Origin of the sequence: Enterobacter cloacae complex sp. ECNIH7, assembly GCF_002208095.1 — a bacterium.
GTDB lineage: Bacteria > Pseudomonadota > Gammaproteobacteria > Enterobacterales > Enterobacteriaceae > Enterobacter > Enterobacter cloacae_M.
The window spans coordinates 1980020-1998760 of record NZ_CP017990.1; the positions used below are offsets into that span (position 1 = coordinate 1980020).

General features: G+C 56.4%; 16 protein-coding genes and 1 pseudogene. 13 read left to right on the plus strand and 4 right to left on the minus strand.

From position 1 onward, the window contains the following. Positions 1–76 precede the first annotated feature (76 nt). The 9 genes from ptsG (at position 77) to WM95_RS09865 (ending at position 7846) form a co-directional block, all read left to right on the plus strand. Positions 77–1510 carry a PTS glucose transporter subunit IIBC gene (gene ptsG, locus WM95_RS09825; protein WP_023311158.1) on the plus strand — a complete coding sequence of 478 codons (1434 nt, stop codon included), beginning with the start codon at positions 77–79 and terminating at the stop codon, positions 1508–1510. Between the two features lie 247 nt (positions 1511–1757). Next, a complete protein-coding gene (gene hinT / locus WM95_RS09830) occupies positions 1758–2117 on the plus strand; it encodes a purine nucleoside phosphoramidase (protein WP_063408612.1) in 360 nt (119 codons plus the stop codon). Position 2118: 1 nt separating this feature from the next. After that, positions 2119–2493, plus strand: a complete 375-nt coding sequence (locus WM95_RS09835; RefSeq protein WP_023311159.1) for a YcfL family protein — start codon at positions 2119–2121, stop codon at positions 2491–2493. Positions 2494–2506: 13 nt separating this feature from the next. Next, a complete protein-coding gene (lpoB, locus tag WM95_RS09840) occupies positions 2507–3151 on the plus strand; it encodes a penicillin-binding protein activator LpoB (RefSeq protein WP_103791505.1) in 645 nt (214 codons plus the stop codon). Beyond that, positions 3132–3956 (plus strand): thiamine kinase, encoded by an 825-nt coding sequence (thiK, locus tag WM95_RS09845; RefSeq protein ID WP_063408611.1) that lies wholly within the window; start codon positions 3132–3134, stop codon positions 3954–3956. The genes lpoB and thiK overlap by 20 nt, the downstream gene beginning before the upstream one ends. Positions 3957–3967: 11 nt before the next feature. Next, entirely contained in the window at positions 3968–4993 is a 1026-nt protein-coding gene (gene nagZ, locus WM95_RS09850; protein WP_023311162.1) for a beta-N-acetylhexosaminidase, read from the plus strand. Between the two features lie 34 nt (positions 4994–5027). Continuing rightward, positions 5028–5570, plus strand: coding sequence for an alpha/beta hydrolase YcfP (ycfP, locus tag WM95_RS09855; protein WP_008500781.1), 543 nt, complete (start codon positions 5028–5030; stop codon positions 5568–5570). Positions 5571–5808: 238 nt separating this feature from the next. Continuing rightward, a complete protein-coding gene (locus WM95_RS09860) occupies positions 5809–7113 on the plus strand; it encodes an NAD(P)/FAD-dependent oxidoreductase (protein ID WP_063408610.1) in 1305 nt (434 codons plus the stop codon). Between the two features lie 193 nt (positions 7114–7306). Next, entirely contained in the window at positions 7307–7846 is a 540-nt protein-coding gene (locus tag WM95_RS09865) for a glycine zipper 2TM domain-containing protein (protein ID WP_008500779.1), read from the plus strand. 60 nt (positions 7847–7906) lie between these two features. On the opposite strand, the gene WM95_RS09870 is transcribed toward WM95_RS09865, so the two are convergent. After that, positions 7907–8542 (minus strand): TetR/AcrR family transcriptional regulator, encoded by a 636-nt coding sequence (locus WM95_RS09870; protein ID WP_063408609.1) that lies wholly within the window; start codon positions 8540–8542, stop codon positions 7907–7909. A 244-nt stretch (positions 8543–8786) separates the two neighbouring features. On the opposite strand from WM95_RS09870, the gene bhsA reads away from it, so the two are divergent. Further along, complete coding sequence (gene bhsA, locus WM95_RS09875) at positions 8787–9044, plus strand: multiple stress resistance protein BhsA (RefSeq protein WP_023616599.1); 258 nt, start codon at positions 8787–8789, stop codon at positions 9042–9044. 75 nt (positions 9045–9119) lie between these two features. Here bhsA and ldtC read toward each other — a convergent pair whose 3' ends face one another. The 3 genes and pseudogenes from ldtC to WM95_RS09890 all read right to left on the minus strand — a co-directional run bounded on the left by ldtC (position 9120) and on the right by WM95_RS09890 (position 15336). Then, positions 9120–10085: a L,D-transpeptidase LdtC gene (ldtC, locus tag WM95_RS09880; protein ID WP_063408608.1), complete on the minus strand. Its 966-nt coding sequence runs from the start codon at positions 10083–10085 to the stop codon at positions 9120–9122. Positions 10086–10666: 581 nt separating this feature from the next. Then, entirely contained in the window at positions 10667–14113 is a 3447-nt protein-coding gene (mfd, locus tag WM95_RS09885) for a transcription-repair coupling factor (RefSeq protein ID WP_088544753.1), read from the minus strand. A 149-nt stretch (positions 14114–14262) separates the two neighbouring features. After that, positions 14263–15336 (minus strand): annotated as a pseudogene (locus tag WM95_RS09890) (acyltransferase family protein). Between the two features lie 256 nt (positions 15337–15592). Between WM95_RS09890 and lolC the strand changes: the two are divergent. Genes lolC through lolE form a run of 3 tightly spaced genes read left to right on the plus strand, consistent with a single transcriptional unit; the run spans position 15593 to position 18730 of the window. Next, on the plus strand, positions 15593–16792 hold the full coding sequence (lolC, locus tag WM95_RS09895) for a lipoprotein-releasing ABC transporter permease subunit LolC (protein WP_063409612.1): 1200 nt from the start codon (positions 15593–15595) through the stop codon (positions 16790–16792). Continuing rightward, a complete protein-coding gene (gene lolD / locus WM95_RS09900) occupies positions 16785–17486 on the plus strand; it encodes a lipoprotein-releasing ABC transporter ATP-binding protein LolD (protein ID WP_010429765.1) in 702 nt (233 codons plus the stop codon). Before lolC ends, lolD begins: the two co-directional genes overlap by 8 nt. Further along, the gene (lolE, locus tag WM95_RS09905) at positions 17486–18730 is read left to right on the plus strand and encodes a lipoprotein-releasing ABC transporter permease subunit LolE (protein ID WP_045401911.1); all 1245 of its coding nucleotides are present in this window, start codon (positions 17486–17488) and stop codon (positions 18728–18730) included. Before lolD ends, lolE begins: the two co-directional genes overlap by 1 nt. Positions 18731–18741 lie beyond the last annotated feature (11 nt).

An 18741-nucleotide genomic window follows, 5' to 3' on the forward strand; every position in this document is an offset into this window, starting at 1 on the left:
CCACGGCACGGTACTCCCCCCGGGCCAATGCGTGAAAGCGTAAAAAAAGCACAAATACTCAGGAGCACTCTCAATTATGTTTAAGAATGCATTTGCTAACCTGCAAAAGGTCGGTAAATCGCTGATGCTGCCAGTATCCGTACTGCCTATCGCAGGTATCCTGCTGGGTGTCGGTTCTGCTAACTTCAGCTGGCTGCCAGCCGTAGTGTCCCACGTGATGGCCGAAGCAGGCGGTTCTGTCTTTGCTAACATGCCACTGATCTTCGCGATCGGTGTGGCTCTGGGCTTCACCAATAACGACGGCGTTTCTGCGCTGGCTGCAGTGGTTGCCTACGGCATCATGGTGAAAACCATGGCTGTGGTTGCGCCGCTGGTTCTGCATTTACCGGCAGAAGAGATCGCCGCGAAACACCTGGCGGACACCGGTGTTCTGGGCGGTATCATCTCCGGTGCGATTGCAGCGTATATGTTTAACCGCTTCTATCGCATCAAGCTGCCTGAGTATCTGGGCTTCTTCGCGGGCAAGCGTTTCGTTCCGATCATCTCTGGTCTGGCAGCGATTTTCACTGGCGTGATCCTGTCCTTCATCTGGCCACCAATCGGCTCTGCTATCCAGACCTTCTCTCAGTGGGCTGCTTACCAGAACCCGGTTGTGGCGTTTGGTATCTACGGCTTCATCGAGCGTTGCCTGGTGCCATTCGGTCTGCACCACATCTGGAACGTTCCATTCCAGATGCAGATTGGTGAATTCACCAACGCAGCAGGCCAGGTATTCCACGGCGATATCCCACGTTATATGGCGGGCGACCCAACTGCAGGTAAACTGTCTGGTGGCTTCCTGTTCAAAATGTACGGTCTGCCAGCCGCGGCGATTGCTATCTGGCACTCTGCTAAGCCAGAGAACCGTGCAAAAGTGGGCGGTATCATGATCTCCGCAGCGCTGACCTCGTTCCTGACCGGTATCACCGAGCCTATCGAGTTCTCCTTCATGTTCGTTGCGCCGATCCTGTACGTTATCCACGCGATTCTGGCGGGCCTGGCGTTCCCAATCTGTATCCTGCTGGGTATGCGTGACGGTACGTCCTTCTCTCACGGTCTGATCGACTTCATCGTTCTGTCCGGTAACAGCAGCAAACTGTGGCTGTTCCCAATCGTGGGTGCGTGCTATGCCGTTGTTTACTACACCATCTTCCGCGTGCTGATTAAAGCACTGGACCTGAAAACTCCGGGTCGTGAAGATGCGACAGAAGACAGCAAAGCTGGCGCTACCAGCGAAATGGCTCCGGCACTGGTCGCAGCGTTCGGCGGTAAAGAGAACATCACTAACCTGGACGCGTGCATCACTCGTCTGCGTGTGAGCGTTGCCGACGTCGCGAAAGTAGACCAGCCGGGTCTGAAAAAACTGGGCGCAGCGGGCGTAGTTGTTGCAGGTTCTGGTGTACAGGCAATCTTCGGTACCAAATCCGATAACCTGAAAACCGAAATGGATGAGTACATCCGCAGCAACTAAGTTGTGACCTGGGGAGACTAAGGCAGCCGAATGGCTGCCTTTTTTATTTGTGTCTTAAAAAACGCCACTGAGAGGCGAGAGCGGTCACTCTTCAGTCAGCTGATGAACATTCAGGAAAGAAATCGAGGGAGGAGGTTGAAAGGACAGGAGAAACTCGCTCATACTCTTGGATTGTGTCACACACCGATTCCGGGAGTGTGTTTACAGCGGACGCATTGCGCCAGATTAAACAAAAAAGGAAAAGGTCATGGCTGAAGAAACGATTTTCAGTAAAATTATCCGCCGCGAAATTCCGTCAGATATCGTCTATCAGGATGAACTGGTGACGGCTTTCCGGGACATTTCCCCTCAGGCTCCGACGCACATCCTTATCATTCCCAATATTCTGATTCCGACTGTAAACGACGTAAAAACCGAGCATGAAGTGGCGTTAGGTCGTATGCTGACGGTGGCTGCCAAAATCGCTGAACAGGAAGGGATTGCAGAAGACGGTTACCGTCTGATCATGAACTGCAACCACCATGGTGGCCAGGAAGTTTATCATATTCACATGCATCTGCTGGGTGGACGTCCTCTGGGGCCGATGCTGGCACATAAAGGTCTTTGACATGCTGAAAGGGCGTATTGCAGCGCTGGTAATGGCGATGATGATTGTGGGGTGCAGCTCGCGTCCGGCGATCCCCGTGAATGATGAACAGACGCTGGTCATGGAATCTTCCGTGCTTGCCGCGGGCATCACGGCGCAACAGCCCGCGTTGACTATCAGTGAAATCAACTCATCTGCCTCCTCTACGCTCTTTAATGAAAGACATGAACCAGTGACGGTCCACTACCGTTTTTTCTGGTATGACGTAAGAGGTCTTGAAATGCATCCGCTGGAGGCGCCGCGCAGCGTCACCATTCCGGCCAGGTCGTCGGTAACGCTCTATGGCAGCGCCAACTATCTGGGTGCGCATAAGGTGAGACTTTATCTTTATCTCTGAGGGGTGAACCTTGATTAAAAATTTGAGCCGCTATGCGCTCGTGACAGCTTTCGCTCTGTTTCTCGCAGGGTGTGTGACCCGAACTGAACAGCCTGCGCCTGTGGAAGAGGCTAAACCGGGTACTGAACAGCCGACGCCGCCAACGCAGCAGCAGCCAACCGTGCCGTCTGTACCGTCTATTCCGGCGCAGCCAGGCCCGATTGAGCATCCGGACCAGACGTCACAGCCCACGCCGCGCGTGCGCCATTACGACTGGAACGGGGCAATGCAGCCGATGGTAGGCAAAATGCTGCAGGCGCAGGGCGTGACGGCGGGCAGCGTGTTGCTGGTCGACAGCGTCAACAACCGTACCAACGGTTCGCTGAACGCGGGTGAAGCCACGGAAACCCTGCGCAATGCTCTGGCTAACAACGGCAAGTTTACGCTGGTCTCGGCTCAGCAGCTCGCCGTCGCCAAACAGCAGCTGGGCCTGTCGCCGCAGGATAGCCTCGGCACCCGCAGCAAGGCGATCGGCATTGCCCGTAACGTTGGCGCACAGTATGTGCTGTACTCTAACGCCACCGGTAACGTGAACACCCCAGCCCTGCAGATGCAGCTGATGCTGGTTCAGACAGGCGAAATTATCTGGTCAGGTAAAGGTGCGGTTACGCAACAATGACAGCACGCGTGAAGAGATTCTGACGCGCTATTTTCCTCAGTACCGCCTTATCGCGCCGCAGGCCCATTCCGGGCTTGGCGGCGCGAGTTGCATTATAGAGCAGGGCGAACGACGTCTGGTCTTGCGGCAAAATCACGACCCCTCTGCTCCTGCCTCTCATTTTCGTCGTCAGTTTCGTGCCCTGAGACGTCTTCCGGCGGATCTCGTACCTACCCCTCGTTTTTTCAGACAGGGCTGGATGGCCGTGGACTATCTGGAAGGTGAAGTTAAAAGCGAGCTGCCGGACACGCCTGAGCTTGCGGCGATGCTGTATCATCTGCACCGGCAGCCACGACTGGGGTGGCGAACGACGTTATTCCCTCTACTGGAACATTACTGGCAGCAAGCCCTGCCAGACAGACGTACTCCAGTGTGGCTGGCACGTCTTAAGCGGCTGCGTAAAACGGGCGAGCCGCAGCCGATTCGGCTCGCGCCGTTGCATATGGATGTTCATGCCGGGAATATTGTTCATACGCCAGCAGGCATCAGGCTTATCGACTGGGAATATGCGGGAGATGGCGATGTGGCGCTGGAGCTGGCGGCAGTCTGGACAGAGAGTGAAGCCGCGCGGCAGATGCTCATCAGGGGCTACGCCCGGATGGCACATATTGACCCCGACGCGCTGAGGCGTCAGGTCAAACGCTGGCGGCCCTGGGTCGTCATGTTAATGGCTGGCTGGTTTGAAATGCGCTATCGGCAGTCCAGAGAGAAACAATTTATTGCGCTGGCAGACGATGCCTGGCGTCAGTTACAAACTAAAGGATAAGAGAGGTGGATGTGGGTCCAGTCATGTTGGATGTAGAAGGGTTTGAGCTGGATGCGGAGGAGCGTGAAATTCTGGCGCATCCGCTGGTGGGGGGACTGATCCTGTTTACCCGCAATTATCACGATCCGGCGCAGCTGCGTGAGCTGGTGCGTCAGATCCGCGCCGCATCGCGCAATCATCTGGTGGTGGCCGTCGATCAGGAAGGCGGGCGCGTGCAGCGTTTTCGCGACGGTTTTACCCGTCTCCCGGCAGCCCAGTCATTTGCCGCGCTGCTCGGCACAGAAGAGGGGGGAAAACTGGCGCAGGAGGCCGGCTGGCTGATGGCCAGCGAAATGATTGCCATGGATATCGACATCAGCTTTGCCCCGGTGCTGGATGTAGGGCATATCAGCGCTGCCATTGGCGAGCGCTCATACCATGAAGACCCGCGTATTGCGCTGGCAATGGCGACCCGGTTCATCGACGGCATGCACGATGCCGGGATGAAAACCACCGGGAAACACTTCCCGGGTCACGGGGCGGTGACGGCGGATTCTCACAAAGAGACCCCGCGCGATCCTCGCCCGGAAGCGGAGATTCGCGCCAAAGATATGTCGGTTTTCCAGTCTCTTATTACCGATAACAAGCTGGATGCCATTATGCCCGCGCACGTGATTTACAGCGACGTCGACCCGCGTCCTGCCAGCGGTTCTCCGCACTGGCTGAAAACCGTTCTGCGCCAGGAACTGGGCTTCAACGGCGTGATTTTCTCTGACGATTTGTCGATGGAAGGGGCCGCGATCATGGGCAGCTACGCTGAACGCGGTCAGGCATCTCTGGATGCAGGTTGCGATATGATCCTGGTCTGCAATAATCGTAAAGGTGCCGTTAGCGTGCTGGATAACCTGTCGCCGATCAATGCAGAGCGTGTTACACAATTGTATCATAAAGGTTCATTTAGCCGTCAGGAGCTGATGGATTCGGCGCGCTGGAAGACGGTCAACGCCCGGCTTGAAGACCTGAATGAGCGCTGGCAGGCACATAAAGCCAGCCTGTAAACCCTCCCGGAAGGCGTAGCGTGGTGAGAAGACGATGATCATCTATTTACACGGTTTTGACTCAAACAGTCCTGGTAATCATGAGAAGGTGCTGCAGCTGCAGTTTATCGATCCGGATGTACGGTTGATCAGCTACAGCACGCGCCATCCGAAGCATGATATGCAGCATCTGCTCAAAGAGGTGGACAAGATGTTGCAGCTCAACGTCGACGATCGCCCGTTGATTTGCGGCGTGGGGCTGGGCGGCTACTGGGCGGAGCGGATTGGCTTCCTGTGCGACATTCGCCAGGTGGTGTTCAATCCTAATCTGTTCCCGAACGAGAACATGGAAGGCAAAATTGACCGCCCGGAAGAGTATGTCGATATTGCGACCAAGTGCGTGAGCAACTTCCGTGAGAAAAACCGCGACCGCTGCCTGGTGATCCTTTCGCGTAATGATGAAGCGCTCAACAGCCATCGTGCAGCAGAGCTCCTGCATCATTACTATGAGATCGTCTGGGACGAAGAACAGACCCACAAGTTCAAAAACATCTCTCCGCATCTGCAGCGTATCAAAGCGTTTAAAACGCTGGGTTAATCAATTACCCGCATGCATCAAAGCCCGGCCGTGAAAGCGTGCCGGGCTTTCTTTTTGACCAGAATTGTCTACTTTTAAGCCATCAAAACTTGATGCATATCAATTTTGGTATGACCAATGCGCCTGACGTGGTATTCTCAATGCACCTGAATGGTTTCAGTGCTGTAACCTGTTGTTAATTAAGGGTTATTTTTATAACTTTTAATTAACAATTGGTTAATAATTTGAGGGGGTCACGTTGACTACGCCATTGAAAAAGATAGTGATTGTAGGCGGTGGTGCTGGCGGGCTGGAGCTGGCTACACAGCTGGGCAAGAAGCTGGGTCGCGGTAAAAAAGCCAAAATTACGCTGGTCGATCGTAACCACAGCCACCTGTGGAAACCGCTGCTGCACGAAGTGGCGACCGGTTCTCTGGATGAGGGCGTGGACGCGCTCAGCTATCTGGCGCACGCGCGCAACCATCATTTCCAGTTCCAGCTGGGCTCGGTGGTGGACATCAACCGTGAAAGCAAAACCATCACCCTGGTAGAGCTGCGCGATGATAAAGGGGATCTGCTGGTTCCCGAGCGTAAACTGGCGTACGACACGCTGGTCATGGCGCTGGGCAGTACCTCCAACGACTTCAACACGCCGGGGGTGAAAGAGCACTGTATCTTCCTCGATAACCCGCACCAGGCGCGTCGTTTCCATCAGGAAATGCTGAACCTGTTCCTGAAGTACACCAGCAATATGGGTGCGAACGGTAAGGTGAATATCGCTATTGTCGGCGGCGGCGCGACGGGCGTTGAGCTGTCAGCGGAGCTGCACAATGCGGTGAAACAGCTGCACAGCTACGGTTATAAAGGGTTAACTAACGAAGCGCTGAACGTCACGCTGGTTGAAGCCGGTGAACGCATCCTGCCTGCGCTGCCTCCGCGTATTTCCGGTGCGGCGCACAATGAGCTCACCAAATTGGGCGTGCGGGTGCTGACGCAGACCATGGTGACCAGCGCCGACGAAGGCGGCCTGCATACCAAAGACGGCGAGTATATCAAAGCGGATCTGATGGTCTGGGCGGCAGGTATCAAAGCGCCTGACTTTATGAAAGAGATCGGCGGTCTGGAAACCAACCGCATTAACCAGCTGGTAACCGAGCCAACGCTGCAAACCACGCGTGACCCTGAAATCTTTGCCATCGGTGACTGTGCCTCCTGTGCGCGTCCTGAAGGTGGATTCGTGCCGCCGCGCGCGCAGGCCGCTCACCAGATGGCAAGCCTGGTGCTGCACAACATTCTGGCGCAGTACAAAGGCAAGCCAATGAAAGCCTATGTCTACAAAGACCACGGTTCACTGGTGTCGCTGTCAAACTTCTCTACCGTCGGCAGCCTGATGGGCAACCTGATGCGCGGCTCAATGATGGTAGAAGGGCGCATTGCCCGCTTCGTGTATATCTCCCTGTACCGCATGCACCAGATTGCGCTGCACGGCTACTTCAAAACCGGGCTGATGATGCTGGTGGGCAGAATCAACCGAGTGATCCGTCCGCGTCTGAAGCTGCACTAATCTTTCACTCCCTCCGGGCCCTCCGGAGGGAGTTTTTAGCATTTCATGCTGTAGATCACAGTTTGACTGCTTAAGAGTTCTCCTAAATACAATATATCTCTTCTCAACGCTCCTTTTTTGATCCTTTATCTTATTGGCGAAGCCGTGCCTCCATTGCAAAATTGTTACCAATAGCAACAAAGGAGGAAGTCCCGTGAATAAATCAATGTTGGCGGGTATAGGGATTGGCGTCGCGGCTGCGTTAGGTGTGGCTGCCGTTGCCAGTCTCAACGTATTAGATCGCGGCCCGCAGTATGCACAGGTGGTTTCTGCTACACCGATTAAAGAAACCGTGAAAACCCCTCGTCAGGAGTGCCGTAACGTTTCCGTGACGCACCGTCGTCCGGTGCAGGATGAAAACCGCATTGCCGGTTCTGTTCTGGGTGCAGTAGCGGGTGGCGTAATTGGTCACCAGTTTGGCGGCGGCCGGGGTAAAGACGTAGCGACCGTGGTCGGCGCGCTGGGTGGCGGCTATGCCGGTAACCAGGTGCAGGGCGCGATGCAGGATAATGATACCTACACCACGACTCAGCAACGCTGCAAAACCGTCTATGATAAGTCGGAAAAAATGCTGGGCTATGACGTGACGTACAAAATTGGCGATCAGCAGGGCAAAATCCGCATGGATAAAGACCCGGGCACGCAAATTCCACTGGATGGAAACGGCCAGCTGGTTCTGAATAACAAAGTGTAAAAAAGATGTTCTCTGAATTTAGCTCCTCATGCGCTCAGGCTGAGGAGCTTTTTTTTTGCTTTAGATTTTGAGTAGCTCAGGCCACAGCCGCAGCGTGGTTTCGCTAATATGCTGCAGTTTTTCCAGCGTGGCCCCTTCACGGGCGCTGATCGACATCCCCTGCAAAATACAGCTCAGGTATTGTGCCAGCAGCTGAGGGTTGCATTGCGCGGGGAGTTCACCGCGCTGCTGGCGCTGAGCCAGAAAGGCGCTGAGGGTCTCCTCCTGCATCGCATGCCGCGATTTCACCGTATTGGCAATCTCTTTGGAGGACGCCGCAAGGGTGGCAGAAGTGTTAATCATAAAGCAGCCCGCAGGCGTCTCTTTACTGGTAAAGCAGGTCGCGACGGCGGTGAAATAGTCGCGAAGCGCCTGTTCAACGCTTTTCTCTTCGCAGAACAGCTGGGCTTCGTGTTTCGCCGCAAAACGCGAAATGTATCTGTCCAGCACCGCCCTGAACAGTCCCTCTTTATTGGTAAATTCGGCATACAGCGTCGGCGCTTTGGCTCCGGTGGCTTCTACCAGATCGGAAAGCGAGGTTGCTTCATACCCATGTTGCCAGAAGAGAGTCATGGCCTTATCAAGCGCTGCATCCCTGTCAAACACTTTTGGTCGGCCACGGCTTTTCTTCGCACAACTCGTGACATCGGTTGTCATTTGCCGTTGGTCCTCTGTTGGTTTGGTGAATGACCATTATAAAAATAAACGCAACCCACCACCAGTGCAGAATGCTTAAAAATAAATTAATCATATATGTATGAAAAATAACAATTTTAAAATTAAGTTAATGGTCGTTATAAAATTATGTTGACGCGTGACCTGGATCACGTTTATGATTTACCTATCGATCGTTAACTAAATGATTAACGACCTCCAAATTCATCTGCTAAAGGTAAACATCATGAAAAACGTAAAAACCCTCATCGCTGCTGCTGTTCTGAGTTCACTCTCTTTCGCAAGCTTTGCTGCTGTACAAGTGCAATCCACCCCTGCTGACCAGCATAAAGTCGGGACAATCTCCGCGTCTGCCGGTACTAACCTGGGTTCACTGGAAGATCAGCTGGCACAAAAAGCGCAAGAGATGGGTGCTAAATCTTACCGCATCACCTCTGTGACCGGTCCTAACACCCTGCACGGCACTGCGGTCATCTACAAATAAGCCGGGCATAAACCCTCATTTATGCCACTGCAATAAAAAACGCCCTGCTCAGCAGGGCGTTTTTTTATTTCTGATTTACATCGACTGCTGGACGACGTCGTGATGCCGGGTGACATCGGTCGGCATGCCTGACCGGGCTTCCATCGCGCGCTCCATCACCACGCTGTTGGTATTCGCATTCGTTTTGAAGCTTACCATCGCGGCATTCAGGATAATGGGCAGCGTCTGCGGATCGTCGCCAATGTTTTTCGATAACGGCTGATGAATCTCAACCAGCCGCACGCCGCCGGGCTCCTCTGAAACCTTAATCGGCGTATTGATAATATTCACTTTGGTTCCAGGCGTAACGACGTTAAACAGCGTTTTGATATCGTCATCGCGCAGACGAATACAGCCGGAGCTGACGCGCATGCCGATGCCAAAGTCTGCATTCGTTCCGTGCAGCAGGTAGACGCCGCCGTATGCCGCGAGGCGTATCGCGTGATGCCCCATCGGGTTATCCGGACCAGCCGGCACCACGGCAGGAAGATCGATCCCCTGGGCCTTATAGCGGGCACGAATGTTGGCCGTCGGGGTCCAGGTTGGATTCGCGCGTTTATCCGAGACGGTGGTAACCATCGTCGGCGTCAGGGTGTCGCCGCCCAACTGACCAATACCGATAGGGTAGACGGTGACTTCATTTTTACCCGGCGGATAATAGTACAGACGCAGTTCGGCCAGGTTTATCACGATCCCCTCGCGCGGGGCGTCCGGCAGGATAGTCTGTAACGGGATGGTCAGTACGCTGCCCGCGCGCGGGACATACGGGTCGACGCCGGGGTTTGCCTGCAGCAGGGCCAGAAAACCGACGTTATATTTTTTGGCAATCGCTTCCAGTGAACCACCATTATTTTCAACCACATGAAAGCGGTTTTCGCCCACGACATTGCTGCCGGGAGGTGGAAGGGGCCAGGTGTTTGCCCGAGCGGGAAGCGCAACCGCGACGGTGGCTGCCAGCGCAAACAGGGTCATCCAGCGAGTAAAACGCGAAGAGGTCATCATTACCATAGTCCATACAAATGATAAGGTTATTGTTTTATAAAGCGTTAATGATAATTATGGCGAATGGGTGTGTCGGGAAGATCGGGTGAAGTGCAAAGAGTTTGTAAATTGTCCCCCGTAGCGCTGGGCTAACAGGGGAAGGGATCCCCATAAAATAATGCCTGCACGGACGACCCCCTCTCCCTTGAGGGAGAGGGCTGGTGTGTGGGGGAACATACGACTCTGGTGGTCATTCCGTTCACTTTATGTTCCTTAGTACTCTGTAACGACATGACCTGTGAACGTGCCAGGGTGGCTCAGTCGCCACCACCCTGGCGACCCGGGCTCCCGGCGGTAAATCGCCGCTACGCGGTACCTTCGGCTTATTCCTTCCGGCTTTTCGGGGACGGGCGGAGGTAACATCCCTGTAAAGCCCGCCCTCTCGGCGCATCCCTGCGCCTCGCCCCGGCCTGCAGGAAACGCCTCAGCGATTTACAGCCGGACCAGGGTGTCGCTGTAAGCTATTCATTTTCCGGAAGCAACTTTTATCGCTTCCGGTTAATAAACTACATGAAATTCCTCAGTTAAGAGGGGAATGGAGGTCAGGCGATCGCGTTCTCTTCCAGCTGGCGCATAAAGTTACGCACCCAGTCCATACGGGTTTTGCGCTCCGTCAGCTCCTGGGTAAATTTCAGACGGGTTGGACCATCCAGACGGAAATGCTGCGGCTGTTTTTGCAGCAGGCCGATCAGCCACATCGGGTTGACGTGATTCTTCTCGGCGAATTCAATCACGCCGCCTTTTTCATTGCCTTCGAGCTTGCGGATCCCCAGCTTTTGCGCCTGCTGGCGCAGCCTCGCGATATCCAGCAAATTTCTCGCCGGATCGGGCAGCAGGCCAAAGCGGTCAATCAGCTCCACCTTAATCTCTTCCAGCTCGTTCTCCTTCTTCGCGCTGGCGATGCGCTTGTAGAACGACAGTCGGGTATTCACGTCCGGAATAAAATCGTCCGGCAGCAGGGAAGGCATACGCAGCTCGACCTCGGTCTGCTGGCTGGTGAGATCTTCCAGCGACGGCTCGCGTCCGGCCTTCAGGGCATCAACCGCGTTTTCCAGCAGCTCCATATAGAGCGAGAAGCCGATGGTTTCCATGGAGCCGCTCTGGTCTTCACCCAGCAGCTCGCCGGCACCGCGGATCTCGAGATCGTGCGTGGCCAGCGCAAAGCCTGCGCCGAGGTCTTCCAGCGAGGCGATGGCTTCCAGACGCTTTTGCGCGTCGGTGGTCATCGCTTTCGGATGCGGCGTCAGTAGCCAGGCGTAGGCCTGATGGTGCGAACGCCCGACGCGGCCGCGCAGCTGGTGAAGCTGCGCCAGGCCAAAGTGATCCGCACGCTCAATGATGATGGTGTTTGCCGTCGGAATGTCGATCCCGGTTTCAATGATGGTGGTACACACCAGCACGTTAAAGCGCTGGTGGTGGAAGTCGTTCATTACCCGTTCCAGCTCGCGCTCGCGCATCTGCCCGTGACCGATAGCAATACGCGCTTCCGGCACCAGCTCCGCCAGCCTGTCGGCGGCTTTCTGGATGTTTTCCACGTCGTTGTATAGGTAATAGACCTGACCCCCACGCAGCACCTCACGCAGAATAGCCTCCCGCACCACCAGATTATCGTACTCGCGGACAAAGGTTTTCACCGCCAGACGGCGCGCCGGCGGCGTAGCAATAATCGACAGATCGCGCATGCCGCTCATCGCCATGTTGAGTGTTCGCGGGATTGGCGTTGCGGTCAGGGTCAGGATATCGACGTCGGCGCGCATCGCTTTGATGCGCTCTTTGTGACGTACCCCGAAGCGGTGCTCTTCGTCGACGATCAGCAGCCCCAGATCTTTCCACTTCACATCGCTTTGCAGCAGCTTGTGGGTGCCGATCAGAATATCGATTTTGCCTTCGCTTGCCTGTTCGAGAATCTGCGTCTGTTCTTTGGTACTGCGAAAACGCGAGAGCATCTCGATACGTACCGGCCAGTTGGCGAAACGGTCGCGGAAGTTGTCGAAGTGCTGCTGAGCGAGCAGGGTGGTCGGCACCAGCACCGCCACCTGCTTGTTGTTTTCCACCGCAAGGAAGGCGGCGCGCATCGCCACTTCGGTTTTACCGAAGCCGACGTCGCCGCAGACTAAGCGGTCCATAGCCAGCGGCTGGCACATGTCGCTCAGCACGGCGTTGATGGCCTGGGCCTGATCCGGCGTGGTTTCAAACGGGAAGCTGTCGCAGAACAGCTGGTACTGTTCTTTATCATGCTTAAAGGCGAAGCCCTGTTTAGCCGCGCGCTGGGCGTAGATATCCAGCAGCTCGGCCGCCACGTCGCGCACTTTTTCCGCCGCCTTCTGGCGCGCGCGCGCCCAGGCGTCGCCGCCCAGCTTGTGCAGCGGCGCATTCTCTTCGGCGCCGCCCGCGTAGCGGCTGATCAGATGCAGGGAGGAGACCGGGACATACAGTTTGGCGTCGTTAGCATAGGTGAGCATCAGGTATTCACCTTTGATGCCGCCCGCTTCCAGCGTGGTCATCCCCTGATAGCGCCCAACGCCGTGTTCCAGGTGAACAATCGGCTGGCCCGGGTGTAGCTCGGCCAGGTTACGGATCAGCGTGTCCGGGTTGATGGTCCGACGGCTGTCCTGACGGCGGCGCGCGACGCGCTCGCCCAGCAGATCGCTTTCGCAAATCAGTGCCAGGTTGTTGAGCGTGTCGATGAACCCGTGCTCGGCGGCGCCAATCATCAGATAACGACCGTTTCCGGTCGCTTCGCTCAGGCGCAGGATGCGCTTCGGCGCCACCTTAATGCGTCCCAGCAGTTCACCTAACGCTTCACGGCGGCCTTCACTCTCAACGGAGAACACCACCGGGCCGGTGAAGGACTCCAGGAACTTGCGCAGATTATCCAGCGGGGATTTCTGCTGCGCCTGAACGGCCAGGTCCGGCAGCGTCCGGAAGGCGAGGTTGGTATTGGCGGCCTTGTCGGCAAGCGAATCGGTTTTCAGCTGCATGCGCGGCCAGCGCTTCAGCTCGGCGTTGAGCTCGTCGGTGCGCAGCCACAGCGCTTCCGGCGGCAGCAGTGGACGCATTGGGTCAACGCCACGGTTTTCAAAGCGGGCGCGGGTTTCGCTCTCAAAGCGGCTGGCGCTGGCGTCGATATCCCCGGTGTTGACAATCAGCGTATTCGCCGGGAAGTAGCTGAACAGGGCAGGCAGCGGCTCGTTGAAGAACAGCGGCTGCCAGTATTCGATCCCGGCAGGAAGCGTGCCTTTACTGACCTGCTGATAAATATGTTCCGCGTCGCGCTTCACCTCGAACCTATCGCGCCACTGGCTGCGGAACAGTTCAATAGCGGTTTTGTCCGTGGGGAACTCATGCGCGGGCAGTAAATTGATGGACTCCACCTCTTCCAGCGTGCGCTGCGTGTCGGCGTCGAATACGCGCAGGCTGTCGATTTCATCATCAAAGAAATCCAGACGATACGGCTGGTCGCTGCCCATCGGGTAAAGGTCAAGCAGCGCGCCGCGGGTCGCGTATTCCCCGTGCTCCATCACCTGGTCGACGTGGCGATAGCCGGCACCGTCAAGCTGCGCGCGCAGGGCGTCACGGGACAGGCGCTGGCCTTTTTTCATCACCAGCGCGTGACCGTGCAGATAGCTGTGCGGACAGACGCGCTGCATCAGGGTGTTCACCGGCACAATCAGCACGCCGCGCTGCATGGTCGGCAGCTGATAGAGCGTCGACAGGCGCGAGGAGATGATCTCCTGATGCGGAGAGAAGCTGTCATACGGCAGCGTCTCCCAGTCGGCCAGGCTGAACACCAGGCTATCGGTGAACTGGCGAATTTCATCTTGCAGGCGCAGGGCGTTTTGCATATCCGGGGCAACCAGAATCACCGGGCCTGAATGACGCTCGGCGATTTCCGCCACCAGCGTGGCGCACGCCGCGCCCGTGAGTTCACCCAGCTGGCGCTGGTCGCCCGCTTTGACAGGCAAGGAATAACGATAGTGTTCAGGCATGGCTATGTCAGAGTCTCTTATGGATATACCAACAGTATTGGGGCATATCACTGATACGCAATGTCTTTATTATCCTCGATCGTTTTACATAAGCAAATCGTAACCGCACGGCAGGGCTAAACGCCCCCAAAACGGGGGCGGAGAGGGCATTAACGCGTTGAAGGTGACAGGGTCAGCGTAGACGGAGGAGAGAAGAAAACGTCCCCAAACAGCGCGGTGGAGATCTTACGCACCCCGAGCCCGGCAAGGGTACAGATAAACAGGCTGGCAAACGGGTAGACCAGCACCAGGGTGAGCTCTGCCCAGACCGGCCACGAGGCGGCATTCATTTCGCCAATCAGGAACAGGCTAAAGGCCTCAATCAGGATGCGGTGGGTGGTATAAATCGCAATGGTATTTGAGCCAATCACGTTCAGCAGATTGTTCGGGTGAACGGCATAGCGCTGCTCAAGGCTGTAGAACAGCTTCATGATCAGCACAATCGACAGCAATGAGAGCAGCAGCGGAACGTTAGCAAACCACAGCACCACGGAGACGGCGGCGAAAGCCCCGGTTGCCAGCCAGATGCGGCGCAGGTTGACGCTTTTCATCCACGCCATCAGCTCTGCGCCATACCACGCCCCGAGGCTGTAGTAGATCATGTTGCGTACCACGCTGTTCATTCCCCATCACGGCAGCGGCAGGAAGTTAATCGCGATGCTTGCCAGCGCCAGCAGTCCCAGTGCCGGCAGCTTCCAGCGGCTCAGCAGTTTACACAGCGTGAAGTAGACCACCAGAGCATACAGATACCACAAACTGGTGCTGGCGGTGATCATCCCCAGCACAAAGCCTGAGAACGAGTCGGCGTAGGCCGCGTTCGACGAGGTGGCAAGCTCACGCTCGGGCGCCAGCCAGGCGTTCAGGTGGGTCAACGCCTGCCATTGCAGGACGCCCCACAGCGCCAGGACCCAGACAATGCTCCAGATCCGTTTATCGAGACTGGTTCGCCAGTCCACTTCGTCAATATAACGACGGATCAGGTAGCCGGAGATAAAGAAGAAGACCGGCATACGAAACGGTGCGAGATAGAGGTTAAAATAGACCCAGCATTTGGCGAGAAGGCCGGAGAGCGGGTGTTGCAGCCCGATCAGATGCGGATAAAACGTGATAACCGAATGATAGATAACCACCAGGCAGATACACAGCCCTTTTATCTGGTTAATCCATAATGCTTTTTGCTTCATTGTTCGCCACTACCTTATTGCCATAAACGAACGAGCAATTGTTGTAAAACGACACCAGGATGTAATGGGTAACAGTCTGTATCAGGAGGTTTTTCGGAAAAGGTGGAGGTTGCGAGGTGAGAATTCAGACAATAGCACCCTGATTTATCTGAATTTTTCGGGAAAATGATTACCAAAGCTTACTGTTTCAGTCATTTACGCTTAACGGATTCGCTTATATACTCGTGGGTCTGCTATCAGCAAACAGACGGATTTCATGTATCAACCTGTCGCATTCTTCATAGGCTTACGCTACATGCGTGGGCGCGCCGCGGACCGCTTCGGTCGCTTTGTCTCCTGGCTTTCGACTATTGGCATTACGCTTGGCGTGATGGCACTGGTGACGGTGCTTTCCGTCATGAATGGCTTTGAGCGCGAGCTGCAAAACAATATCCTGGGGCTGATGCCGCAGGCCGTTCTTTCATCATCCAACGGTTCGGTTAACCCGCACCAGCTGCCGGAAAGCGCGGCGAAGTTACAGGGCGTCACGCGCGTAGCGCCGTTGACGACCGGTGACGTGGTGCTGCAAAGCGCCCGCAGCGTGGCGGTCGGCGTGATGCTGGGTATTGACCCGGCGCAAAACGATCCGCTGACGCCGTATCTGGTTAACGTGAAGCAGTCCGATCTGGAAGCCGGAAAATACAACGTGATTCTGGGCGAACAGCTTGCCGGCCAGCTTGGCGTCAACCGTGGCGATCAGCTGCGCGTGATGGTCCCTTCTGCCAGCCAGTTTACGCCGATGGGGCGCCTGCCAAGCCAGCGCCTGTTCAACGTGATTGGTACCTTTGCCGCCAACAGCGAAGTCGATGGCTACCAGATGCTGGTGAACATTCAGGACGCTTCACGCCTGATGCGCTACCCGGCAGGGAATATTACCGGCTGGCGCCTGTGGCTCGATGCGCCGCTGAAGGTCGATACCCTCAGCCAGCAAAAACTGCCGGACGGCACCAAATGGCAGGACTGGCGCGAGCGCAAAGGCGAACTGTTCCAGGCCGTGCGGATGGAAAAAAACATGATGGGGCTGCTGCTGAGCCTGATCGTGGCCGTGGCCGCATTTAACATCATTACCTCGCTGGGCCTGATGGTGATGGAGAAGCAGGGCGAAGTCGCCATTCTGCAAACCCAGGGGCTCACGCCGCGCCAGATCATGGCGGTGTTTATGGTGCAGGGGGCCAGCGCAGGCATCATCGGCGCGCTGCTCGGCGCCGTGCTGGGGGCCTTGCTTGCCAGCCAGCTTAATAACTTAATGCCGATCATCGGCGCCCTGCTCGACGGCGCGGCGCTGCCGGTGGCTATCGAGCCGCTGCAGGTGGTCGGTATTGCGCTGGCCGCGATGGCCATTGCGCTGCTTTCTACGCTTTATCCTTCCTGGCGCGCTGCCGCCACTCAACCCGCTGAGGCTTTACGTTATGAATAAGATCCTGTTGCAATGCGACAACCTGTCCAAACGCTATCAGGAAGGCACTGTGCAAACCGACGTGCTGCACAATGTGAGCTTCAGCGTGGGCGAAGGCGAGATGATGGCGATTGTTGGCAGCTCCGGCTCGGGCAAAAGTACGCTGCTGCATCTGCTAGGCGGGCTGGATACGCCAACCGAGGGCGACGTGATTTTCTCCGGCCAGCCGATGAGCAAAATGTCCTCCGCGGCGAAGGCCGAGCTGCGCAACCGCGAGCTGGGCTTTATCTACCAGTTCCACCACCTGCTGCCGGATTTCACGGCGCTGGAAAACGTGGCGATGCCGCTGCTGATTGGTAAAAAGAAACCGGCAGAAATTAACGCCCGCGCCAGCGACATGCTGAAAGCGGTAGGCCTGGGCCATCGCGGTAACCATCGTCCCTCTGAGCTTTCCGGCGGCGAGCGCCAGCGCGTGGCGATTGCCCGCGCGCTGGTCAACAACCCGCGCCTGGTGCTGGCGGATGAGCCTACCGGTAACCTGGATGCCCGCAATGCGGACAGTATTTTCCAGCTTCTGGGCGAGCTGAACGCCTCGCAGGGCACCGCGTTTCTGGTCGTAACCCACGATCTGCAGCTGGCAAAACGCATGGGGCGTCAGCTTGAGATGCGCGACGGCCATCTGAACGCGGAACTGACCCTGATGGGAGCAGAGTAATGGCGTCACCGTTATCCTTACTCATCGGTTTACGTTTTAGCCGCGGCCGCCGTCGCGGCGGCATGGTGTCGCTGATCTCCGTCATCTCGACCATCGGCATTGCGCTGGGTGTGGCGGTGCTGATTGTCGGCCTGAGCGCCATGAACGGCTTTGAGCGCGAGCTGAATAACCGCATTCTGGCGGTGGTGCCGCACGGGGAGATCGAGCCGGTTAACCAGCCGTGGACGAACTGGAGCGATGCGCTCGCCAAAGTCGAAAAAGTGCCGGGCATTGCCGCGGCCGCGCCCTATATTAACTTTACCGGGCTGGTGGAGAGCGGGGTCAACCTGCGCGCCATACAGGTGAAAGGGGTCAACCCCGTCCAGGAAGCGCGCCTCAGCGCGCTGCCAAACTATGTGCAGAACGGCGCGTGGGCCAACTTTAAGGCCGGCGAGCAGCAGATCATCATGGGTAAAGGCGTGGCCGATGCCCTGAAGGTGAAGCAGGGCGACTGGGTGTCAATCATGATCCCGAACGCCAGCGCCGACCACAAGCTGCAGCAGCCTAAGCGCGTGCGCCTGCACGTCACCGGTATTCTTCAGCTGAGCGGTCAGCTTGACCATAGTTTTGCGATGGTGCCGATGGAGGATGCGCGCCAGTATCTCGACATGGCTGACAGCGTGACGGGCATTGCCATTAAGGTGAACGACGTCTTTAACGCCAACAAGCTGGTTCGCGACGCGGGCAGCGTGACCAATAACTATGTCTACATCAAGAGCTGGATCGGCACTTACGGATATATGTACCGTGATATCCAGATGATCCGCGCAATTATGTATCTGGCGATGGTGCTGGTGATTGGTGTGGCGTGCTTTAATATCGTCTCCACGCTGGTGATGGCGGTCAAGGACAAGAGCGGTGACATCGCCGTGCTGCGTACGCTGGGGGCGAAAGACGGTCTTATTCGCGCCATCTTCGTCTGGTACGGTTTGCTGGCGGGGCTGTTCGGCAGCCTGTGCGGCGTGGTGATTGGCGTGGTGGTTTCCCTGCAGCTGACCCCGATTATCAACGGGATCGAAAAGCTTATTGGCCACCAGTTCCTGTCGGGTGATATCTACTTTATTGACTTCCTGCCGTCTGAACTGCACTGGCTGGACGTTTTTTATGTGCTGGTTACAGCACTTTTACTGAGTCTGCTGGCAAGCTGGTATCCGGCGCGTCGCGCAAGCCGAATTGATCCGGCGAGGGTATTAAGTGGCCAGTAATTACGTCATGA